This window comes from Thalassotalea nanhaiensis (assembly GCF_031583575.1).
In the GTDB taxonomy this organism is placed as follows: domain Bacteria; phylum Pseudomonadota; class Gammaproteobacteria; order Enterobacterales; family Alteromonadaceae; genus Thalassotalea_A; species Thalassotalea_A nanhaiensis.
On the sequence record NZ_CP134146.1, the window covers coordinates 3,714,905 to 3,737,573 of the forward strand.

Below are 22,669 nucleotides of genomic sequence, written 5' to 3' on the forward strand. Positions count from 1 at the left end.
TCTATAATTGAGTCATTATCAACAAAAATATAAGGCATTCTTAGATGAAACAAATAACTGTGTTTTTATCTACAATACTGTTACTTATTTCGTGCTCTACTCAAAGTACAGACCCTGTTGAAACATCTGCTGAAATACAAACATTTCAAGCGCCAGTAGCTGATAACGAGTTACTTCGCTTCGCAATTATTGGCGACCTTACCGGCGGCGAACGTCAAGGCGTGTTTAATGTTGGCGCAGAAAGTATTTATGCGATGAAACCTGACTTTATTATGAGTATTGGCGACCTGATTGAAGGTGGAACAAAAGATATCGTTCAAATGGATAAAGAATGGCAGGCATTTAATAGCAAACTAAATAACCGTGACATTGCATTTTACCCAACAGTAGGAAATCACGACATTTCAAATACAACAATGCGCAAATGGTATGAAGAAACGATTGGTCCGCGTTATTATCATTTTGTTTTTAAAAATGCGCTATTTTTAGTGCTCGACAGCGAAGATTTTAGCCACGACTTTTTCAGCGAATTGCAAATGAAACGTGATGAAGCAATTAAAGTGTACAAAAAAGATCCTAATGACTTTCCTTATACTGAATACGCACAAATGGATCAGCGTAAGTTTGGTGAAATAAGTGATAGGCAAACCGACTATTTCAAAACAGTAATTAATGATAATAAAGATGTTCGTTGGACATTTTTATTCATGCATAAACCCGTTTGGCAAGATGGTAAAAAGAAAAACTTTAAAAAGCTGGAACAAGCTCTGAAAGGTAATAACTACACAGTTTTTAACGGCCATGTTCATTCATATAAATATACCAAACGATTAGGGCAAGACTATATTCAAATTGCGACGACTGGTGGAGAAATGAATGCCAGAGATGGTATTAATATGGATCATATTATGTGGGTTGGACTAAAGGGGAATACTCCGAGTTATTTAAATATCAAACTTAATGGTATGGCTGATAAAACTGGTAAAGCACCGGCAGATGGCGATAAACTCTGCTTAAATGCAGATGGTTGTAACTAACTTCCCTTAAGTAGCAGCACTTATTTAGTATTTCTATTTTCCGAGTTGATATTAGCGAGCAAATTACAATTTACTACAATACTCAACAAAACACGTATAGGAATACTAGTATGCGGTACGTTAAACTCGCCGCATAAAAACCTATCTAAATTTGTTTAAAAGCATGTTCATGACTTCAAGAATATGAATTCACTGCACTAGTTTCATACTTGAAACATACTTTTAAGATTAAACATTGGCATTTGCTTTTTTAGCAGATGCCAAAATTATTATATGTTGAATTTAACTATTCATCTGTTTAACTTAAGGTAATCATAATGTTGAAAAAACTTACAGTTGCTTGTTATGGACTAGCCCTAATAGCATGTACTTCGCACATCGCTCACGCATCAGATAAAAAGCACTTCCCAGGGATATTCATTGGCGCAACGACAATAGAAAGTCAAACTGACTTTTCATATGGTTTCGAATACGAATATAAGTTCAATAGCAAATGGGGCGCTGGCCTTACTTGGGAAAAAACCGAAGACGCGCATGAAGGCGCTGGCGTAGAAGTCGCACTGGCATCGATATATTTTCATCCTACCGAGCACTTACGATTAGGCGCAGGTTTTGGACAAGAAGAAGTAGGTGCTGTGCCCGCTACTGCAGGTCATCATCAATCAGATGAATCCCATGGACATCCAAGTCATGAAGAAGATTTGTATCGACTATCTGCCAGTTATGCAATTCCGTTAGGGAGTTTTGAACTTGAACCAACAATTGCAGCAGATTTTGTTGATGGTGAAACATCTACCGTTGTAGGTATTGCTGTAGTTAGACCGTTTTAGATCTAATAAACAATTCCTCTATTTCCTCCATCCATGGTACGAGAGGATAAGCACCTCCAACTGAAAACCCTCTCTTTGCCCCGTCCATGGTACGAGAGGATAAGCACTTCCAACTGAAAACCCTCTCTTTGCCCCGTCCATGGTACGAGAGGATAAGCACTTCCATGTGCAAAAACGCCAGCTAATGCTGGCGTTTTTATAATCTAAGTTAAAGCGAAATTACTTTTTCTTTTTCACTGCTTTTGCATTTGGAAGGTCAGTAATTGAGCCTTCAAATATTTCTGCAGCTAAACCGATTGATTCGTTCAACGTTGGGTGAGCATGAATTGTTAAACCAACATCTTCAGCATCAGCGCCCATTTCTACGGCTAAACAAATTTCGCCAAGCATTTCACCGGCATTGATACCAACGATAGCACCACCTAAAACACGGCCAGTGTCTTTTTCGAAGATCATTTTAGTTTTACCTTCAGTACGCGCTGAAGCTATAGCACGACCTGAAGCCGCCCATGGGAAGTTAGCAACTTCAATGTTTAAACCTTGCTCTTTTGCTTCACGTTCAGTAACACCAACCCAAGCCATTTCTGGATCAGTATAAGCAATTGAAGGAATACAACGAGGATCAAATATGTGTTTCTTACCAGAGATAACTTCTGCTGCACAATGAGCTTCATGAACCGCTTTATGAGCTAGCATAGGTTGACCAACAACATCACCGATAGCGAAGATGTGAGGCACGTTAGTACGTAATTCATTAGATACGTTGATGAAACCACGCTCGTCAACATTAACACCTGCTTTGTCAGCAGCAACTAAGTGACCATTTGGCTTACGGCCAACAGCAACTAAAATTTTGTCGTAACGTACTTGCTCTGCAGGTGCGTTTTTACCTTCAAAAGTAACGTATAAACCATCTTCTTTAGCGTCAACAGCAACAACTTTAGTAGACAACATGATGTTGAACTTCTTCTTGTTGTAGTTAGTGTAAACTTTAACGATGTCTTTATCAGCTGCAGGTACTAATTGGTCAGCAAACTCAACAACAGAAACGTTAGAGCCTAGCGCTGAGTAAACTGTCCCCATTTCTAAACCGATGATACCACCACCTAGAACTAACATTTCACCAGGTACGTCTTGTAATTCAAGTGCGCCAGTTGAATCGATAACACGTGGGTCATCGTTAGGAATAAATGGCAAATCAATTACTGATGAACCAGCAGCGATAATTGCGTTGTCAAACGTAATGTTGGTAACGGTACCGTCACTTGCTTCAACTGCAATAGTTTTGTCTGATGTAAATTTACCAAAACCAGTAACTGTTTTTACTTTACGCGCTTTAGACATTCCGCCTAAACCACCAGTAAGTTGACCAATTACGTCTTCTTTCCAGCTGCGAATTTTGTCTAAATCAATTTTTGGAGTGCCAAACGTAACACCGTGTGATGCCATTGCAGCAGCATCATCGATTACTTTAGCAACATGAAGTAATGCTTTAGAAGGAATACAACCTACGTTCAAACAAACACCACCAAGTGTAGCGCGGCTTTCTACTAATACTACGTCTAAACCAAGATCAGCAGCACGGAAAGCTGCAGAATAGCCACCAGGGCCAGCGCCTAAAACAACGACTTGGGTTTTAATATCGTTACTCATGTTTACCTCAAATACCTATAAATAATTGGCTAACTTGATTGTAAGTGAGCCATTTTATATCACCCCTAAAAAGTAGGCATGACATGTATGAATTTAAACTCTTTATAATCGCCGCAAAGCGATATTTTTTTCACCATATACCTAAATTTTTAAATCAATTTACGTATAGGTGCATTTTCGGGGGCAAGTTTACATGCTGTGACAAAAAATCGCCAACTTTTAAGTCAAAATTAGTAAACTTTTAGACTTAAGTTGTATGTTTTCATTGGCACTTACAACTAAATACATTTATTACCAAATAACTTAGTTGATAAATCTGCTTTAACAAGCCTTTACTATGTATCAGAATCCTATAAATAAAATTAATAGGAATGGATACTAGTTACTTTTGCTTAGCTGTTAGTTCTTACCCTAACAACTAAGCAAATATCTATAATAACTATAGAATTAACTGACGAATATCAGTCATTACTGACGCTAAGTGCACAGTAAAGCGTGCTGCTAAAGCGCCATCAATTACACGGTGATCATATGACAAAGATAATGGCAACATTAACTTAGGCTCAAAATCTTTACCGTTCCACTTAGGCTTCATTTCAGACTTAGATACACCTAAAATACCAACCTCTTGACCGTTAATAATTGGTGTAAACGCTGTACCACCAATACCGCCAAGGCTAGAGATAGTAAAACAGCCACCTTGCATATCTGCAGCTTTCAACTTACCTTCACGGGCTTTAAGACTTATTTCTAATAACTCTTTAGATAACTGGTGAATGCCTTTTTGGTCAACATCGCGTACCACTGGTACTACTAAGCCATTTGGCGTATCTACCGCAACACCAATGTTGATGTATTTCTTCATGATCAAGCTTTCACCGTCTTCACTCAAGCTTGAGTTAAATACCGGGAATTCGCGTAATGCATCTGCTACGGCTTTTAAAATAAACACCAATGGCGTTATTTTAAAACCAAGCTTTTTCTTTTCAGCAATCACGTTTTGTTCTTTACGGAATGCTTCAACGTTGGTGATATCGGCTTCATCAAACTGAGTTACGTGTGGAACCGTTACCCAACTGCGGTGTAAAAATGGTCCAGAGATCTTCTGAATTCGACTTAATGGTAATGTTTCAATTTCACCAAATTTAGAGAAATCGATAGATTTAGCACCAATAACTTGTAAACCACCAGCACCACCTGAAACAGACGTGTTAGCGGTAGCTTTAGGACGTGATAATTCGTATTTAACGTAAGACTGAACATCTTCTTTTAAAATACGACCTTTATTACCAGTACCTTTAACCAATGTTAAATCAACACCAAATTCACGGCCGATGCGACGAATTGAAGGTGATGCGTAAATATGACCTTGGCTTTGCTTAGTACCCGCACTTGGGTGATGCGGTACCGGCGCAGCTTTTGGTGCAACCGGAGCTGCAGGTGCAACAACAGTAGTCTCTTTTACTGGCTCCGGTGCTGCAACAGGCTCTGGAGCAACTGCGCCAGATGTTGTTTCAAGCATAATCACTAAGCTGCCTTGCTTAACTTTATCGCCAGTAGCCACTTTAACTTCAACAACCGTACCGGCTTCAGGGCTTGGTACATCCATTGTTGCTTTGTCAGTTTCAAGAGTAATTAAACCATCTTCAGCTTCGATAACATCGCCCGCAGCAACTAATACTTCAATAACGTCAACTTCACCGTCTTCGCCAATATCAGGTACTGTAACTTCAATTACCGCACTTGCAGCAGGAGCCGCTGCAGCAACAGGAGCTGGCGCAGCTTCAACTACAGGAGTAGGTTCTACGGCAACAGGTGCAGCAGGAGCTTCAACCTCAGCCGCTGGTGCATCCGCACCAGCTACTTCAATCATTACAACTAAATCACCTTCGTTAATTTTGTCTCCAACAGCAACTTTAATTTCAGTGATAGTACCTGCAAATGGTGCAGGAATATCCATAGAAGCCTTGTCAGTTTCTACACTTACCAGTGCATCTTCAACTTCTACTGTATCGCCAACGGCAACACATAATTCAATAATTTCAACTTCATCGCCACCAACATCAGGGACTAGAACTTGTTTAATATCAGACATCTGTATTTTCCTTCTCTAGCCAATTATGCGTATAGCGGGTTAATTTTGTCGGTGTTAATACCAAAGTCTTTGATCGCTTTAGTAACAACTGCCATTTTAATTTCGCCACGTTGAGCTAGTTCGTATAGTGAAGCAACAACAATGTAATTGTGATCAACTTCAAAATGACGTCGTAAGTTTGCACGTGAATCACTGCGACCAAAACCGTCAGTACCTAATACACGGTAATCGGTATTTATGTATGCACGTACTTGATCAGAATATGCTTTAACATAATCGGTTGCAGAAATTGCAGGACCATTCTCACTAGTAATTACTTGGCTGATAAATGGTACTTTTTGCTCTGCCTCTGGGTGAAGCATGTTGTAACGTGTTGCTTCTTGACCTTCACGAGCCAACTCGTTGTAACTTGTTACTGAGTACACGTCAGACGAAATACCAAAGTCGTTTGCTAGAATTTGAGCCGCTTGACGAACCTGTAATAAAATAGTTCCTGAGCCCATAAGTTGCACGTTAGCTTTTGCTTTTTTGCTCGGCGTAACTGTTTCTAACTTATAAATACCTTTAATGATGTCATCTTCTGCATCTTTTGGCATTTCAGGGTGTTGGTAGTTTTCATTCATCAACGTTAAGTAGAAGAAAATATTTTCATTTTCTTCATACATTCTGCGTAAACCTTCACGAACGATAACAGCAACTTCATAGCCGTATGTAGGATCGTAAGTAACACAGTTTGGTATAAGACCCGCTTGTACATGTGAATGACCATCTTGGTGCTGTAACCCTTCACCATTAAGCGTTGTACGACCAGCCGTTGCACCTAATAAGAAACCACGTGCCTGACTGTCTGCCGCTGCCCATGCTAAATCACCAACACGTTGGAAACCAAACATTGAGTAGTAGATGTAGAATGGAATGGTTGTAGCATTACATGTTGAGTATGACGTACCAGAAGCAACCCATGAAGCCATTGCACCTAATTCGTTAATACCTTCTTGAAGTACCTGGCCTTTTTTATCTTCACGATAATAAGCAACTTGATCAGCATCTTGTGGCACATACTTTTGACCTTCATTAGCATATATACCCACTTGACGGAATAAACCTTCCATACCAAAAGTACGAGCTTCATCAGGAATGATTGGCACAATACGCTTACCAATTTTCTTATCTTTTAATAAGTTATTCAGTATACGAACAAATTGCATCGTTGAAGAAACTTCGCGTTCACCAGAGCCTTTTAAAACCGCATCAAAAATTTTCAATTGCGGTATTTCTAGAGCAGTTTCAGGTTGTTCTAAACGTGCAGGTAATGAACCACCTAGTGCTTCACGACGACTCATCATGTACTTGTATTCAGCACTGTCTTCAGGGAATTTGTAATATGGTAAGTCAGCAATATCTTCATCAGCTACAGGAATGTTAAAGCGATCGCGGTAATGCTTAATTGACTCAACATCCATTTTCTTAACGTTGTGGGCAATGTTTAATGCTTCACCAGAAGCACCTAAACCAAAACCTTTAACTGTTTTAGCAAGAATTACTGTTGGACGACCTTTAGTTTCCATCGCTTTTTTGTAAGCGGCAAAAACCTTAACAGGATCGTGACCACCACGATTTAAGCGGTAGATGTCTTCATCTGACATATTGGCTACTAACGCAGCCGTTTCTGGGTACTTATTGAAGAAGTTTTCGCGGGTGTACTTACCACCTTTAGCTTTACAGTTTTGGTATTCACCATCCACTGTTTCGTTCATAAGTTGTAAAAGTTTACCTGACGTATCACGAGCGATTAATGCATCCCAATATGAACCCCAAATAACTTTTACTACTTCCCAGCCAGCGCCGCGGAATGTACCTTCAAGCTCTTGAATGATTTTGCCGTTACCACGAACAGGACCATCTAAACGTTGTAAGTTACAGTTAATCACGAACGTTAAGTTATCTAAACCTTCACGAGATGCTAAACCAATTGCACCCAATGATTCTGGCTCATCTGTTTCACCGTCACCTAAGTAACAGTAAACACGTTGGCCTGAACAATCTTTAATGCCACGGTCGGTAAGGTATTTTAAGAAACGAGCAGTGTAAATTGCTTGCAAAGGACCTAAGCCCATAGATACAGTAGGGAATTGCCAAAAGTCTGGCATTAAATGTGGGTGTGGGTATGAAGATAAACCTTTACCATCTACTTCCTGACGGAAGTTATTCATTTGTTCTTCGGTCAAACGGCCTTCTAAGAAAGCACGAGAATATATACCAGGAGAAATATGACCTTGCGAGAAAATAAAGTCGCCACCGCCTTTTTCTGAAGCACCTTTAAAGAAATGGTTAAAACCAACATCGTAAAGCATCGCAGAAGATGCGAATGAACCTATATGACCACCCAGCTCTAAATCTTTTTTAGAGGCACGTAAAACCAATACTAAAGCGTTCCAACGAATTGCAGCACGGATACGAGCTTCAATGGTTTGGTCGGCTGGCATTTGTGGTTCTTGGTTTACAGGGATAGTATTTACGTAAGCTGTTGTCGCATCAAATGGTAAATGTGTACCACCGCGACGAGCGCGTTCAATTAAAGATTCTAGTAATTGATGTGCACGTGCTGGACCTTCTTGTTCAAGAACAGCTTCCATTGAATCTAGCCATTCTTGTGTTTCTTGAGGATCAATATCGTGATTGAGTAATTCAGTCATAACGATTTTTTAACTCCGATTCTGATAAACGATTTCTGTTTATATATTAATTTTTAATTTGCATTTAAAGATAGTTCAAATTTCGAACAACCCTTAGTAAATAGTGCCGTTAATTACAATTTATACGGCTTTTTTAGCTCTTTTAGCTACTTCCAAGCTTTAGCTTGTTTGGAAGCGTCTTAGTGAACGAGTAACTCGACTGTCTTCTTCGCCAAGTTTGAGCATGACCTCTTCGATGTAAGCTAGGTTTTTGTGACTCGCCCCCCAAGCTTTATTCGGTTCACCACTTATAATGCTTTCCATTAATTGCTTTCTGTATTGAGCAATTCGTCCAGGTACTTCAGGACGTTTAGCCAGCACTTGTAAATTCTTTTCAATGTTATCGATTAATAACGAGCCCATGGCTCTGGCTAAATGTAAAATCACCGCATTATGCGACGCCTGACAAATAGCTAAGTAAAACTCAAAAACTGTTTCGGCTTCGCCGCGAAAATTCTCACTAATTTGTGTATTTTCAATTTGTGCCACAGTAATTTCATCATACTTTTCTTCGATATTTTTAAAGTCTTGTTTCGTACCACGCATTGCTGCGTAATAAGAAGCCATACCTTGAATACCATGGCGAAACTCTAATAAATCCAGTTGCGCTTCACCTTTATTAGCCATCAGATCAAATAATGGATCTGACATTCCTTCTAATAAACTTTCTTTTACAAAAGTGCCACCACCTTGGCGGCGATAAACCAAGCCTTTGGTTTCAAGCTTTTGAATTGCTTCACGTAATGACGGCCTTGATACGGAAAACTGCTCAGCAAGCTCACGCTCTGGAGGTATTTTTTGTCCGGGCAATAAGCTCCCTTCTAAAATCATATCTTCTAACTGAGTAAGTATTACGTCAGATAGTTTTGGCTGTCGTATCTTTTTAAAAGTCATAGTTAATATTACGCATACAAGTCGAATTAAGCTCAGGACACCTGGTAAATTGGTCTTACCAATATATCAATAATTCAACATAAAGTAACAGACTTTGATCTAAATGTAAAATTATTACATTATTCGACCTCTACCTGAGTTGACCTAAATTTAGAGAAATATACGTATTGGTAAGACCAATATTGACTGGGACTTTTAATAGTAGTTAAATCGAATGGCAGAATGTAAGTGTGGGTTCAGTTGGTGTATGCCATGATCACATTACGACAATGAGGCGTGTATTAGAGAGCTTTATCCGTATAGGCCATACTTGCTACAAATCTATTACCCTCCATGGTGATTTGCATTGCCTCATCCGTGATGACCCCCTCCCTTTCCCCCATCCATGGTACGGCAGGATAAGCACATCCATGAAGCAAAAAAAAGCCGCTAAAAAGCGGCCTTTAGAGATTTGATTTAATTAAACGTTAACTCAATACGCCAGCAAGTGTCATAAAGGCCGAAGTGGCAAGTAATAATAAAACATTGCGTTTAGCTAATCGGACTAGCAAAGATGGCTCTGCAGTTAAATCTTCGTCTTCAACCGTATATTCTTCAGAGGTTTTAGCAACAGTACACAAGTAACGACGTGAAGACTGGTGAAGGTTCAATAAACCTTCAAGCCAAATAGTTGACGCTTTAGAAAAGTGCCCGACTAACATATAGCCAAAAGCAACAAATCTAGACGGAATAATATCTATCGCAAACAATAAATCACGGCCATGCTCTACAGCAGTTTCAGGTAAATAAGCTTCGCCTTCAGAGTTTTTAACATTATTACCAATTGCCACAAGTATGCGATATAAAATAACTCCGCCTATACCAAAGAAAATAAATATCAGCATAACTGCTATATAATATTGATAGTTTAACCATACTAAAGTTTGACCAAAGCTTTCACCTTCAAACTCTTGGTTTTGCTGTAACTCCATTTGATAATGAGAAACCGCGACTTCATCACCGCGCATTGCTGCATTTAAAAAACCTTTATAGGATTCTCTTGCCTCAGTACACCCAAAACAGATTATCAATAATAATATTGATACAACAAAGGTAACGAGCGTGCTGTCAATTAACGCTAACAGCCCCCAAACTACTAAAGCTGGAACTAAAGCGAACACAAAAACATTTAAACTGCTTTTGCTGATCTCGCCTTTGGAAACAAAGCCACGGACAAACTTCAGGTATTGAGAATAATAAAAGTTAAAGTGCCAATGTTTCGATAGCAAAACTCGCTCAGCGGCTAAAGCGATTAGTAAGCTAATAAGGGTCATTTAAGTTCCTGTTGTTCTTATTTAAATTCAAATATTTTTCTTCTTATAAAATTTTACTCTGACAACCCATCGAATGCCAGAAAATAAAGTTTTTAAACTATTCATTTAAGCCATTTTTATACTTTTTCCAATCAAAACTTTCACCGGGGTCGGTTTTACGGCCAGGGGCAATATCACAATGGCCAGTAATTCTATTGGTATTAATATCAGGATAGTTGTTTTTTATCGCAATGGTTAACAATTGCAGTGATTCATATTGCAGTTCAGTATAAGGCAGTTCATCGGTGCCTTCCATTTCAATACCAATAGAAAAGTCATTACACTTTTCCCTGTCTTCAAAGCAAGATACACCTGCATGCCAAGCTCGTTTATTAAATGGCACATATTGCACGACCGTTCCATCTCGACGAATTAAACAGTGGGCAGATACTCTAATTTGATAAATGCTTTGAAAATATTCATCATCATCAGGGTTAAGCTTTCCTAAAAAGAATTCAGTGATGTGATTTGAACCAAACTTACCTGGCGGTAAAGATATATTGTGGATCACCAATAAACTCACATCTTCACATTCCCTTTCATCACAATGAGGTGATGGAAAGTGTGAAACTGGAAAACGATTTTCAGCAGATATTTCTATCCAACCATTGTCGATTGTAACGTTTGTCTCCATACTACTGTTATATACCCTTATATAATATGTCGTTGGTAAAGTGTCATTATGACCTTAAGATTAACGTCATTGTGGCAAATGCCGCAATCTATTTAAAGAGCAAACTAATACATGCGCAACACAGATGATACGGTAAAATTAGGCAAAGGTATGATGTGGATAGCCTGGATCATATTTTTTGCATTATTAGTATGGGCATTCCAAGGTTTCTTAGACAAGCAACAAAACCCTAATCAAGTACCGCAAGTTGCACTTACAAGTGATGGTTTAGCTGAAGTTACTCTAAAGCGAAATAAATATGGTCATTACTTGTCGGCTGGCAGCATTAATAACCAAAGCGTCGTATTTTTACTTGATACTGGCGCCACCAATGTTTCAATTCCAGCAAAGTTGGCCGACAAACTTAACCTGCCAAATCTGGGTAATCACTACGTGCAAACGGCTAATGGGCGAGTAAAGGTATATCAAACTCAAATAGATCAATTGAGTATTGGTAATATTATTCTGTATAATGTCGCGGCAAATATAAACCCAGGTATGAATACAAACGAAATATTGTTAGGCATGAGTGCTTTAAAACAAGTAGAGTTTCGTCAATCTGGACAATACCTTTATTTAACAGAACAAAGAGAATACTAATGCACAGTCTTGATCTTCAAATTAGCCCTGAACTACAAAATGACATTGAATCTACTGTAACTTGGGCACTGGCTGAAGATTTAGGTGCAGCTCCTGGCGAGTTGCCAAAAGCAGAAAATGATATTACTGCGTGTTTAATACCAGCGAATACCAACGCAGTGGCTACAGTAATTTGTCGTGAAGACTGTGTTATCTCAGGTGTTGCTTGGGTAAATGAAGTGTTTAAACAATTAGACGCATCAGCAAATGAACAAACAGCAATCACGTGGTTTGTTGCTGACGGCCAAACAGTGAAAGCTAATACTACCTTGTTTGAATTAAACGGTAATGCCCGTTTACTTTTAACTGGTGAGCGCACCGCACTTAACTTTTTACAAAGCTTATCAGGCACAGCAACCCTTACTAGCCAATACGTAAAAGAGCTGGAAGGCAGCGAAACTAAATTACTTGATACCCGAAAAACTATTCCAGGCATGCGCAGCGCACAAAAATATGCAGTAACTTGTGGTGGCGGTCATAACCACAGAATTGGTCTTTTTGATGCATTCTTAATTAAAGAAAACCATGTTAACGCCTGTGGTGGTATTAACAATGCGGTAGCAACTGCCAAACAAAACCACCCTGGTAAAACTGTAGAAGTTGAAGTAGAAAGCCTGGATGAACTAACTCAAGCCTTAAACGCTGGGGCAGACATCATCATGTTAGATAACTTCACCACCGATATGATTGAAACTGCCGTAGGCCTAACAAGAGGCAAAGCCAAACTCGAAGTATCGGGCAACATGACGATTGAGATACTAAAAGAATACACTGCGGCAAAAGTAGACTTTATATCAGTAGGCGCATTAACCAAACACGTGAAGGCTATCGATTTATCGATGCGTTTTGCTTAATTAAATACAATCTATTTACTGTCATTCCCGACTTGTTCGGGAATCCATATTTTCCACTTCCTGAATTTATTTCAGGATCTGCTCTTAATAACCTCCCGAACTTACCACCGTTATTCTAGACTTATAATTTCTGACATTCCGGCTTGTTCAGGAATCCATACATCTGCATTTCCAGAACTTATTTTAGGGCATAATTCCTGCCAGTTTAGTATCCAGAAGCTCAAAATCATACAAAGCTACACTTCTAATTAACTCATAGAAACCTTAAAAATACCTTGGTAAATACAGCCATAAACGGCAATCAATCGCCGAAAAACTGTACAAAATGGCAAGTAATTGCCGAAAACAGCCTATTTTGAACAAAAAACATTTTACTTTTGTAACTATGTGTTACATATTGACTGTAGCCCCCATAATAACAATTAATTAATTAATGGAATTAATACTATGAAAAATAATAAAGGTTTTACCTTAATCGAACTAATGATCGTTGTTGCGATCATCGGTATTCTTGCAGCTATCGCTTTACCTGCATATCAAGATTACATTGTGAAAGCTGATGCTTCTAATGCTGTTGCTTCATTATCAGGTAGTAAAGTTAAACTTGCTGAAACTTATACAACTACAGGTGCATTTTCTTGTACTAACGATGGTGTAAATATCGCTAATTGTGCTGGTACTCCACCAGAATTAACAGCTACAAGCGGCAACGTTTCAGCAAAATTATCTCCAACAGCGCCTTCAGCTATTGGTGGTAACATTGAGTGGAACTGTACTTTAACAGGTAACCAAGGCGTACTTATCAAAAACTGTACTCAAGGTTAGTATATTTTTGTGATAAAAAACCCAGCTTATGCTGGGTTTTTTGTTTTATATATACTTGTTTTTGTTTATAGTAATATTTAGTTTACATCATAAAAATAGAATAAAAATAATTTATGAAAGGAATTCATCGTCAATCAAGCTTATTATCAGCCTTAGTTCGAAATGAAATTATTGCTAAAGATAAAGCGGCAGCTATTTTTGAAATAAGTCAAAAGAAAAAACAATCTATAATAAATTATCTCGTCAATGAAGATAAAGTCTCCCCAAGCATGCTCGCAAAGGTACTTTCTAAAAGCTTTGGCTATTCATTTTTAGATTTAAAACAAATTGATTTAAGCTCACTTCCTGATGGCCTTCGCAACGAAAAATTGATACTCAAACACAATGCCTTACCGCTATACTTAAGAGGCAACATTCTATTTATTGCAGTTTCCGACCCTACTAATATTGATGCTTTAGAGGAGTTCCAATTTAATACGGGTTTTAATACAGAAATGGTATTAGTACCAGAAGACATCCTAAAAAGCACAATAGATAACCTCCTAGAAGATGACACTTCAGCTTTAGATATTTCAGATTTAGATAACGAAGAACTCGGTGATCTAGATGTAGAAGATGATATTAAAGAAGAAGAAACATCTTCCGGTGCTGATGACGCACCAATTGTTGTATACATTAATAAGATACTGTTAGATGCGATAAAAAAAGGCGCTTCAGATTTACATTTTGAACCATTTGAGCACAAATTTAGAATTCGCTTTCGTGTTGATGGTATTTTAACAGAGGTAGCTACGCCTCCGGTGAACCTATCAGGCAGAATGACTGCACGATTGAAAGTAATGTCGAAGCTAGATATTGCAGAGCGTAGAGTTCCACAAGATGGTCGTATTAAACTAGCCGTTTCTAAGAAAAAATCGATCGATTTTCGCGTATCTACCTTACCAACAATGTGGGGAGAAAAAGTAGTAATGCGTATCCTTGATTCTTCAAGTGCAAAATTAGGAATCGATATACTTGGTTATGAAGATGAGCAAAAAGCGCTTTATTTAGACGCATTATCTAAACCACAAGGCATGATCCTAGTTACTGGCCCTACCGGATCCGGTAAAACAGTATCCCTCTATACCGGCCTGAATATTCTTAATACCGAAGAGCGTAATATATCTACTGCTGAAGATCCTGTTGAAATAAACCTTGAAGGCGTTAACCAAGTACAAATTAATAATAGAGCCGGATTAGACTTTTCCAGTGCATTAAAATCATTCTTACGACAAGATCCTGATATTGTTATGGTTGGTGAGATCCGAGATTTGGAAACTGCTGAAATAGCGATTAAAGCGGCACAAACCGGTCACTTGGTATTATCTACCCTTCATACTAACTCGGCTGCTGAAACCTTAACGCGTTTATTGAATATGGGAGTACCTTCTTATAACGTAGCTAGCTCAGTGAGTCTGATTATTGCCCAACGTCTTGCTCGCCGGTTATGTAACCACTGTAAACTCGAGGATGATATTACGGAACACGCACTAATAGAGTTTGGGTTTGAACCTACAGAAGTATCTTCTCTAAAAATATTTAAAGCCGTAGGCTGTGATGAATGCACCAAAGGTTATAAGGGCCGGGTTGGTATTTATGAAGTGATGAAGATAAGTGAAAAAACCGCTAGTATTATTATGGAAGGAGGAAATTCTTTGGATATTGCCAATCAAGCACAAAGTGAAGGGTATAACAATTTACGTCAATCAGCCCTATTAAAGGCAAAGTCAGGAGTTACAAGCTTATCAGAAGTAAGTCGAGTGACTGCATAAATAAAATAATAATCACTTAAAACATTTAGGATCTTATATGGCCATCCCTAGTGCGCAGCAAAAAATAGCAAAACCTAAACCATTGGAAGTTTTTCTGTGGGAAGGGGTTAACCGCAAAGGAAAAAAAATAAAAGGTGAGCTTTCTGCGACTAATTTGATGGAGCTAAAAGCTCAACTTAGAAATCAAGGGGTAACTCCATTAAAAACGAAAAAAAAACCTAAACCTTTTCTCGGCTTAGGTGGTGATAAAGCCATAAAACCAATGGATATTGCTGTAATAACTAGGCAAATTGCAACCATGTTAGGCGCAGGAGTGCCTCTTGTACAAACTGTAGAAATGATTGGCAAGGGCAACCCTAATGGAAATATGCGCAAGCTTCTTAGTGATATTGGAAACAAAGTTCAATCTGGCTTACCTTTATCAGAATGCTTAAGAGAGCACCCTAAATATTTTGATGATTTATATTGCGACCTTGTCGAATCAGGTGAACAATCAGGCGCTTTAGAAACAATTTTTGATCGAATTGCAATATACAAGGAAAAAGCAGAAGTACTTAAATCTAAAATAAAAAAGGCAATGACATATCCCATTGCAGTACTAGTTGTTGCAGCTATTGTTACGTCTATATTGCTTATTTTTGTAGTACCAACTTTTGTAGAAGTATTTGCAGGATTTGATGCTGAACTTCCCGCCTTTACTTTATTTGTTGTGGGCATCTCTGATTTCATGGTTGCATACTGGTGGGTGGCTTTAGCGATAATGTTTGGTGTTGGTTATATTTTTAAACAAACACACCTGAAAAGCCAAGATTTCAGAGATAAAATTGATAGGTTAATTTTAAAAACACCTGTGATAGGAGCGATTTTAGATAAAGCAGCTGTAGCTCGATTTGCTAGAACCTTATCTACTACATTTGCTGCAGGCGTGCCACTTATAGATGCTTTAGGCTCAGCAGCGGGTGCCTCTGGCAATGCTGTTTATCGCGATAGTATTAATGAGATTCGAAGTGAAGTTACTTCAGGAATGCAAATGAACTTAGCTATGCGGAACATCCCAATCTTTCCAGATATGGTGATACAAATGGTAGCCATCGGCGAAGAGTCTGGTGCACTTGATGATATGCTAGCAAAAGTGGCTACGATCTATGAACAAGAAGTCGATGATGCTGTGGATAATTTAACAGCCTTATTGGAACCCATGATTATGGCAGTCTTAGGGGTTGTAATTGGTGGTCTTATAATCGCCATGTATTTACCTATATTTGCTATGGGTTCAATGATGTAATAATCACCTATTTATATAAAAAGTCCCGTGTAATGAACGGGATAATACTTTACATAACTAATAACAATAATAAAATCCTGATTTGAAACTGAAATAAATTCAGTCAGTCAGTCACTACTGTGACAATTAATTCAAGACAATATAAAAGGCCTCACTGTGTTTTCTGATGTTATAGCTCTATTTGTGCATTCCCCTGAAACTTTCTATGTCACTATTACAGTTTTAGGTTTAATCATTGGTAGTTTTTTAAATGTTGTAATTTATCGTTTACCTAAAATGCTGGAAAATGAATGGCGTTGTGAATGCAGAGAGTTTTTAGAAGAGGAATTAAAACCAGCTAAAGAATTAGCAAAAGTTGAAGAGTTAACACTTTCAAAGCCTGCATCTACCTGCCCAAAATGTGGCCATAAAATAAAAGTACTTGAAAACATTCCTGTTATTTCATGGCTATTTCTAAAAGGTAAATGCTCTTCTTGTGCAAATCCTATATCTGCTCGATACCCAATAATTGAAACGATTACAGGGTTAACCTCTCTAGTTATTGCGATGTATTTTGGAGTTAGCTGGCAAGTATTGTTTATGCTGGTATTAACTTGGTCACTAATTGCATTAACCATGATTGATATTGATAAAATGATTTTGCCAGACCAAATCACCCTGCCACTTGTTTGGCTAGGATTAATACTTGGCTTAAATGATGTATTTGTATCTATTGATCAAGCGGTTATAGGCGCAATTGTTGGTTACATGAGTTTATGGTCTATTTTTTGGTTATTTAAACTGATAACAGGCAAAGAAGGCATGGGTTATGGTGACTTTAAACTGTTTGCTGTATTTGGTGCCTGGTTTGGCTGGCAATTACTACCGTTGCTAATTTTAATGGCTTCTTTGGTTGGGGCTATTATTGGTATTAGTATGATGGTGTATAAAAACCATGAAGGCTCTAAACCTATTCCATTTGGCCCGTATTTAGCCATCGCTGGCTGGATCACCGCATTATGGGGTGAAGGCATTTGGGCTTGGTATTTGGGAATGTTGGTTTAGATTATTTATCAATTAGATCCTGAAATAAATTCAGGAAAGAGTTATTCCACTAAAATGTATTAGGAAGCTAAGTGTCAAAGTTAGTAATCGGTTTAACAGGTGGTATTGGTAGCGGTAAAACCACCGTTGCTGATATCTTTTGTGAATATGGTATAGATATCATCGATGCTGATATTGTAGCCCGAGAAGTTGTTGAGCCAGGAACACCTGCACTAAACCAAATTGCAGAATATTTTGGCTTTGATTTTATTCTCGCGGACGGTAGTTTAGACAGAACTCAATTACGCCATAAGGTATTTGCTAGTGAAACCGATAAAGCTTGGTTAAATGCTCTCTTGCACCCTCTCATTCGACACGCTATGGCCGAACAATGCAAGACAGCTAAAAGCCCTTATTGTTTCCTTGTTGCCCCTTTATTAATAGAAAACAGTATTAATAAAACGGTTGAAAAAGTTTTGGTCGTTGATGTCAAGCCCGAAACTCAAATTAGCAGAACAGTAAGCCGAGATAATAATACTGCTGCGCAAGTTCAGAAAATTTTAGACGCACAAGTATCTCGTGAAGAGCGTTTAGCTCATGCAGATTATGTGATAAACAACGACGATTGCTCAATTGAAGAATTAAAAGCGCAGGTTGAAGTATTACATAGAGAATTTTTAAAATTAGTCGTTGGTTAATTCCATAACGAGTGAAGATCGCCGATGATTTCGGACATTATTTTTAGTGGCTAAGCCATTACGCGCGAATAAATTCACGCCAACCATACATTCCCCCAAAAAAAATAATAGCCTTTAACTAAATCCTTGGTTAGTATAGAAAAGATCAGAACAAAAATTATAAAAACATGACTGAAATTCTTTATGAACACCCTCTAAACGAACGGATTCGTAACTATTTGAAACTTGAACAATTATTTGTTCAGGCGCGTTCGTGTCTAGCGCAAGAGTTTTCATCAAGCCATACTCTTTTTTTTAATGCTTTATTTGCCATTTTAGATACTTTAGACAGAACCGATTTACGCGGTGATGTTATTAAGGATCTAGAAAAACTTGAACAAAATTTAATCCTTTGGTCAAAATCACCAGATGTAAATTCAAAAGCCTTACAGCTTAATCTTGAACAAACAAAAACTCTAGCCACTAACCTTCGTTCAAAACAGCCATTATGGGCGAATTTGAAAGATGATAAATTTTTAGACGGTATGCGCAAGCGCTTTACTTTGCAAGGTGCATATTGCGGATTTGATTTACCGGCTCTTGTTTATTGGTTAAATCAACCACCTATTTTTATTCAACAAGATGTTGATCGATGGTTGAGTGCATTAAGTACCATTGAACAGGCGTTGGTCATAATTTTAAAATTTATCCGTCAAAAATCTGCTTTTAAAGATGTTGAAGCTGGCAACAGCTTTTATCAAGATAATGGTGAAGGTTTATTACTATTACGAATTAAACTACCTGAAGCTGTTGATTACTTTCCGTCAGTAAGTGGCAATAGATATCGATACTCTATTCGATTCATGGAACTTTGTGAAACCAAAGGCCAGCAATACATTACTGATACAGTAAAGTTTCAGTTATCTAAGTGTTAACCAATAAACCGATTCAATCTAGGTATTATCAACACTGCCGTAATAGGTTAAACTACTCTTTTTAATTATCTGTTTATATTATGACTACAAAAGTAAACTGTCCTAATTGCCAAGCCGAAGTTGTTTGGTGTAGTGAATCTGAATTTCGTCCATTTTGTTCTAAACGTTGCCAATTGATTGATTTAGGTGAGTGGGCCAGTGAAGGACATAAAATTTCGCAACCGGTGCAAGGTGCACAGCCTTTATCTGAAGAAATGCTAGATGCACTTGAGGATGAATTTTTGCAAAATAATAAGTTTTTCGTTGAGTCCGAATAAGCTTATCTTTTGTTGTTTTCAATGACTTGAAATCCATACGAAAAATAAGGCATAATTATTTTATCTTGGACAAAAGAACAACTTAACGGATTATGAAAAATTTACTTATATTTTCTTTGTTAGCCTTTGTTGGCGTATACGTTTATTTCAATATTCTATTTCCAACTCCTGAAGAAACGGTATTAGTTAATACTAAACCAGCCGTATTGGCATCGACTGATGATATGCTTGCACATGCATTTGATTCAGAGGTAAAATTTACTCGTGATGTCGATTTATCTAAACTGTCAGATCTAGAAAAAATTAATCACCTTTTTGACAATCAGTTATCCAATGTTCAAGTACGTGGCTTTGGTCGCGTAATAAAAATGTTGCCTGATGATAACGATGGTTCACGTCACCAACGTTTCATTGTTCGTCTCAAAAATAACCAAACCGTGTTAGTTGCACATAATATTGATATTGGCTCAAGAGTTAACTCTTTGCGAGCAGGCGATGATATTGGTTTTTCGGGTGTGTATGAGTGGAATGACAAAGGTGGCGTTGTGCATTGGACTCATAAAGATCCAAATGGTAAACACCCAGATGGTTATTTAAACTATGTGGGACTCACTTATAACTAGAAATTAGAAATTAGAAATTAGAAATTAGAAATTAATAGAATCAGACTTTATATGTTGAGTTCAAGTATTTTATTCACTATTGGCGTATTAGCTTTTGGAAAGTCGATAGTTGTTAATTCTCCTTTTTTAAACCAACCTTGTTGCTGCCCTTCTTGAGCTGTTGGCTCTCCTAAAAACTGATCTACCAAGAATACTTCTAACAACACGTGTTTATCGCTGTAATCATGGCTTATTTCAATCAATGGTCGTATCGCTAGGGTATCGATAGCTATTTCTTCTTTAAGCTCTCTATGCAGCGCTTCATGAACTGTTTCATCATTTTCCACCTTACCACCTGGGAATTCCCATTTCCCGCCTTGATGGGTATGTTCAAGGCGTTTGGTGAGGAAGAATTGCTGGTCTTTGTAAATTACGCCTACAGCTACGTGTACTCTTTTCTTCATTAGAAGCTTGGATATCCAGCACGGTTACTCAATTTTAGAAATTTCATTAAACTTTCCGATTCAACAATTGAAGCAATATCATTAATATTTTCAATATTACAAGAAAATCTGTACTCACTATAACAAGTTTCAATAGCTTTATTTACACATAAATTTTCAACAGGTAAACATCTTGTGTTACCCAACCTAAATGCATAATTATCTATATCCATATTAAATATAGGTCTATTGTCTACAGTTTTTTGCTTCCCAAAAAATGGACGTCCTAAAAATGAAAAATCTTGCTTTATATCTAACTCAGAAAGTATTGAAGGTGCTATGTCTAAATGACTTAACTGCATACCTGGATCAACATAATCATCGACTCCATATACAACAAGAGGTGTCCTGAACAGTGTTTCAAACTGATCAACATCTGACTGAATAATCTCAGGGTAATATGGGACACCATGATCTCCCGTTATAATCAGAATAGTATTATCACTTAAAGGGCTGTTAATAAACTTATTCCAAAAGACACCTAATGCATAATCAGTATAGTTAATACCTTTCCTATAATTTTTGTAAATATTTTCGCCGGTATAAGATACAAAGTCAGGAAAGACATGCTTACCATAATCCCAGTTGAACGGTTGATGATTTGTTAAAGTCAATATTTCAGCAAAAAAAGGTTCAGTCTTATTTTCTAAAATTTTAAATGCTTCATTAAATACATCTTCATCTTTAATTCCCCAACCTATGATTTCATTTTTGGCAAGATTTTTAGTTTCAAAATATTCCTTAGAGATTAAGTTTTGGAAACCAATACTAGGATGGAAAACGTCCCTATTAAAAAATTCTTTAGTGTTCCCATGAAACCAATAAGTATGATAACCATTCTTCTTTAGAATTTTTGGAAGGCATTGCCCATTAAACTTACCAAAATGTACAGAATAAGGGACGTGTTTATGTACATCTAATAGACTGCATAATATGGCTTGCTCTGACTTTATAGTGTAACGAGATGTACTATAAAAATTTTCAAAAGAAACTCCATACTTTGCAATTTCATTCAGGTTAGGTGTTAATGAAATTCCGTTATACTTTTCTGTCTCATACTTTCGAACACTTTCCAGCACAATCAAAATAACGTTTTTTCTTGTTTTTTTATGATCTGATGCGCTCCCCAAATCTTCACTTTTAAATTTAAATGGTTCGACATTTAATCCAGAGTGGCTAAACTCCGGGTAAGGAATAATTAACGTTTTGAATTTATCAAAATGATATTCTGGAGGAAGAAATTTATTTTGGTTTTTTTGGATAATACTTGTTAGAAAGTCAACTTCTTTTTGTTTAGCATTACTCATCTCATCTACAATTACTTTGTTTACCAATTCGCGAACTAAAAACATTATTGGATTTTCTTCCTGATACTCATAAGAGGAAAATTCATTTTGTTCATCAAGTTTTTCAAATATAAATTTTTGCGAATGTGTGTTTTGAACAAAGAAAGCAATAAAGGAAATTGCACTAATCAAAGTGTAAAAAAAGATTCTATTTGGTTTTACTAATTCTATTTTAGTCTTGGACAGAAAAGTAAAAAATAGAAATGTGACAAGAAAAAGCAAAGCTAAAATAGGAATTGAAACAAAATTCTTAATCCCTAATAATACCTCATTGAATAATCCTAATGTTTCAAGCGAAATGTAGGATTCAAAAAATATAAAATACTCCTGACTAACCTTTAAAAATATTAAGATAATTACAGTTAATATAAAAATTATTTCTACAGTTTTTTTATTTACAAAATAACAATAACCTAGATATCCCCACCAAAGAGAGAGAGATAACAATGTCGAATCCATAATGGCAAAAAAGTCGTTATGGAATCCGAGGAATTGACTCGCTCCCCAAGGGAGGAAAGCGCAAATAAAACAAAATAAAACAGTGATATTAATCTGAAGCATACGGTCCCTTGTTTAACTTCGT

20 protein-coding genes are annotated in these 22,669 nt (G+C 37.3%); 12 read left to right on the forward strand and 8 right to left on the reverse strand.

Annotated features, from left to right (window positions below; genetic code table 11):
* Positions 1-44: 44 nt before the first annotated feature.
* Together RI845_RS16125 and RI845_RS16130 are read left to right on the forward strand one after the other, a co-directional pair.
* Positions 45-1,037: a metallophosphoesterase family protein gene (locus RI845_RS16125; RefSeq protein ID WP_348387197.1), complete on the forward strand. Its 993-nt coding sequence runs from the start codon at positions 45-47 to the stop codon at positions 1,035-1,037.
* Positions 1,038-1,354: 317 nt separating this feature from the next.
* The gene (locus RI845_RS16130; RefSeq protein ID WP_348387198.1) at positions 1,355-1,867 is read left to right on the forward strand and encodes a hypothetical protein; all 513 of its coding nucleotides are present in this window, start codon (positions 1,355-1,357) and stop codon (positions 1,865-1,867) included.
* A gap of 219 nt (positions 1,868-2,086) precedes the next feature.
* Here RI845_RS16130 and lpdA read toward each other — a convergent pair whose 3' ends face one another.
* The 6 genes from lpdA to ampD form a co-directional block, all read right to left on the reverse strand.
* Positions 2,087-3,520: a dihydrolipoyl dehydrogenase gene (lpdA, locus tag RI845_RS16135; RefSeq protein WP_348387199.1), complete on the reverse strand. Its 1,434-nt coding sequence runs from the start codon at positions 3,518-3,520 to the stop codon at positions 2,087-2,089.
* A 439-nt stretch (positions 3,521-3,959) separates the two neighbouring features.
* Positions 3,960-5,615, reverse strand: coding sequence for a dihydrolipoyllysine-residue acetyltransferase (aceF, locus tag RI845_RS16140; RefSeq protein WP_348387200.1), 1,656 nt, complete (start codon positions 5,613-5,615; stop codon positions 3,960-3,962).
* A gap of 23 nt (positions 5,616-5,638) precedes the next feature.
* Positions 5,639-8,311, reverse strand: coding sequence for a pyruvate dehydrogenase (acetyl-transferring), homodimeric type (gene aceE / locus RI845_RS16145; RefSeq protein ID WP_348387201.1), 2,673 nt, complete (start codon positions 8,309-8,311; stop codon positions 5,639-5,641).
* 159 nt (positions 8,312-8,470) lie between these two features.
* Positions 8,471-9,244, reverse strand: coding sequence for a pyruvate dehydrogenase complex transcriptional repressor PdhR (gene pdhR, locus RI845_RS16150; RefSeq protein WP_348387202.1), 774 nt, complete (start codon positions 9,242-9,244; stop codon positions 8,471-8,473).
* Between the two features lie 467 nt (positions 9,245-9,711).
* On the reverse strand, positions 9,712-10,557 hold the full coding sequence (gene ampE, locus RI845_RS16155; protein ID WP_348387203.1) for a beta-lactamase regulator AmpE: 846 nt from the start codon (positions 10,555-10,557) through the stop codon (positions 9,712-9,714).
* 97 nt (positions 10,558-10,654) lie between these two features.
* The gene (ampD, locus tag RI845_RS16160; protein WP_348387204.1) at positions 10,655-11,230 is read right to left on the reverse strand and encodes a 1,6-anhydro-N-acetylmuramyl-L-alanine amidase AmpD; all 576 of its coding nucleotides are present in this window, start codon (positions 11,228-11,230) and stop codon (positions 10,655-10,657) included.
* Between the two features lie 111 nt (positions 11,231-11,341).
* On the opposite strand from ampD, the gene RI845_RS16165 reads away from it, so the two are divergent.
* From RI845_RS16165 to RI845_RS16210, 10 genes are all read left to right on the forward strand, one after another.
* On the forward strand, positions 11,342-11,869 hold the full coding sequence (locus RI845_RS16165; RefSeq protein WP_348387205.1) for a retropepsin-like aspartic protease family protein: 528 nt from the start codon (positions 11,342-11,344) through the stop codon (positions 11,867-11,869).
* A complete protein-coding gene (gene nadC / locus RI845_RS16170) occupies positions 11,869-12,762 on the forward strand; it encodes a carboxylating nicotinate-nucleotide diphosphorylase (protein ID WP_348387206.1) in 894 nt (297 codons plus the stop codon). The genes RI845_RS16165 and nadC overlap by 1 nt, the downstream gene beginning before the upstream one ends.
* Before the next feature lie 447 nt (positions 12,763-13,209).
* Positions 13,210-13,587: a pilin gene (locus tag RI845_RS16175; RefSeq protein WP_348387207.1), complete on the forward strand. Its 378-nt coding sequence runs from the start codon at positions 13,210-13,212 to the stop codon at positions 13,585-13,587.
* A 113-nt stretch (positions 13,588-13,700) separates the two neighbouring features.
* Positions 13,701-15,398 carry a type IV-A pilus assembly ATPase PilB gene (gene pilB, locus RI845_RS16180; RefSeq protein WP_348387208.1) on the forward strand — a complete coding sequence of 566 codons (1,698 nt, stop codon included), beginning with the start codon at positions 13,701-13,703 and terminating at the stop codon, positions 15,396-15,398.
* 37 nt (positions 15,399-15,435) lie between these two features.
* Entirely contained in the window at positions 15,436-16,683 is a 1,248-nt protein-coding gene (locus RI845_RS16185; RefSeq protein WP_348387209.1) for a type II secretion system F family protein, read from the forward strand.
* Between the two features lie 156 nt (positions 16,684-16,839).
* Positions 16,840-17,727 (forward strand): prepilin peptidase, encoded by an 888-nt coding sequence (locus RI845_RS16190; protein ID WP_348387210.1) that lies wholly within the window; start codon positions 16,840-16,842, stop codon positions 17,725-17,727.
* A 71-nt stretch (positions 17,728-17,798) separates the two neighbouring features.
* Positions 17,799-18,404, forward strand: a complete 606-nt coding sequence (gene coaE, locus RI845_RS16195; protein ID WP_348387211.1) for a dephospho-CoA kinase — start codon at positions 17,799-17,801, stop codon at positions 18,402-18,404.
* A gap of 167 nt (positions 18,405-18,571) precedes the next feature.
* Positions 18,572-19,318, forward strand: coding sequence for a cell division protein ZapD (gene zapD / locus RI845_RS16200; protein ID WP_348387212.1), 747 nt, complete (start codon positions 18,572-18,574; stop codon positions 19,316-19,318).
* A gap of 80 nt (positions 19,319-19,398) precedes the next feature.
* Positions 19,399-19,635: a DNA gyrase inhibitor YacG gene (gene yacG, locus RI845_RS16205; RefSeq protein WP_348387213.1), complete on the forward strand. Its 237-nt coding sequence runs from the start codon at positions 19,399-19,401 to the stop codon at positions 19,633-19,635.
* A gap of 92 nt (positions 19,636-19,727) precedes the next feature.
* Positions 19,728-20,258 (forward strand): DUF3465 domain-containing protein, encoded by a 531-nt coding sequence (locus RI845_RS16210; RefSeq protein ID WP_348387214.1) that lies wholly within the window; start codon positions 19,728-19,730, stop codon positions 20,256-20,258.
* A gap of 47 nt (positions 20,259-20,305) precedes the next feature.
* Here RI845_RS16210 and mutT read toward each other — a convergent pair whose 3' ends face one another.
* Together mutT and RI845_RS16220 are read right to left on the reverse strand one after the other, a co-directional pair.
* The gene (gene mutT, locus RI845_RS16215; protein ID WP_348387215.1) at positions 20,306-20,701 is read right to left on the reverse strand and encodes an 8-oxo-dGTP diphosphatase MutT; all 396 of its coding nucleotides are present in this window, start codon (positions 20,699-20,701) and stop codon (positions 20,306-20,308) included.
* Positions 20,701-22,647, reverse strand: coding sequence for an LTA synthase family protein (locus RI845_RS16220; RefSeq protein ID WP_348387216.1), 1,947 nt, complete (start codon positions 22,645-22,647; stop codon positions 20,701-20,703). The genes mutT and RI845_RS16220 overlap by 1 nt, the downstream gene beginning before the upstream one ends.
* Positions 22,648-22,669 lie beyond the last annotated feature (22 nt).

Bases quoted from the DNA above. Each gene is read 5' to 3' on its own strand.
- pdhR (WP_348387202.1), bottom strand. From the start codon at position 9,244: ATGACTTTTAAAAAGATACGACAGCCAAAACTATCTGACGTAATACTT.
- aceF (WP_348387200.1), bottom strand. From the start codon at position 5,615: ATGTCTGATATTAAACAAGTTCTAGTCCCTGATGTTGGTGGCGATGAA.
- RI845_RS16175 (WP_348387207.1), top strand. From the start codon at position 13,210: ATGAAAAATAATAAAGGTTTTACCTTAATCGAACTAATGATCGTTGTT.
- RI845_RS16130 (WP_348387198.1), top strand. From the start codon at position 1,355: ATGTTGAAAAAACTTACAGTTGCTTGTTATGGACTAGCCCTAATAGCA.
- pilB (WP_348387208.1), top strand. From the start codon at position 13,701: ATGAAAGGAATTCATCGTCAATCAAGCTTATTATCAGCCTTAGTTCGA.
- yacG (WP_348387213.1), top strand. From the start codon at position 19,399: ATGACTACAAAAGTAAACTGTCCTAATTGCCAAGCCGAAGTTGTTTGG.
- RI845_RS16220 (WP_348387216.1), bottom strand. From the start codon at position 22,647: ATGCTTCAGATTAATATCACTGTTTTATTTTGTTTTATTTGCGCTTTC.
- zapD (WP_348387212.1), top strand. From the start codon at position 18,572: ATGACTGAAATTCTTTATGAACACCCTCTAAACGAACGGATTCGTAAC.
- RI845_RS16165 (WP_348387205.1), top strand. From the start codon at position 11,342: ATGCGCAACACAGATGATACGGTAAAATTAGGCAAAGGTATGATGTGG.
- ampD (WP_348387204.1), bottom strand. From the start codon at position 11,230: ATGGAGACAAACGTTACAATCGACAATGGTTGGATAGAAATATCTGCT.
- ampE (WP_348387203.1), bottom strand. From the start codon at position 10,557: ATGACCCTTATTAGCTTACTAATCGCTTTAGCCGCTGAGCGAGTTTTG.
- mutT (WP_348387215.1), bottom strand. From the start codon at position 20,701: ATGAAGAAAAGAGTACACGTAGCTGTAGGCGTAATTTACAAAGACCAG.
- lpdA (WP_348387199.1), bottom strand. From the start codon at position 3,520: ATGAGTAACGATATTAAAACCCAAGTCGTTGTTTTAGGCGCTGGCCCT.
- aceE (WP_348387201.1), bottom strand. From the start codon at position 8,311: ATGACTGAATTACTCAATCACGATATTGATCCTCAAGAAACACAAGAA.
- RI845_RS16210 (WP_348387214.1), top strand. From the start codon at position 19,728: ATGAAAAATTTACTTATATTTTCTTTGTTAGCCTTTGTTGGCGTATAC.
- RI845_RS16125 (WP_348387197.1), top strand. From the start codon at position 45: ATGAAACAAATAACTGTGTTTTTATCTACAATACTGTTACTTATTTCG.
- RI845_RS16185 (WP_348387209.1), top strand. From the start codon at position 15,436: ATGGCCATCCCTAGTGCGCAGCAAAAAATAGCAAAACCTAAACCATTG.
- nadC (WP_348387206.1), top strand. From the start codon at position 11,869: ATGCACAGTCTTGATCTTCAAATTAGCCCTGAACTACAAAATGACATT.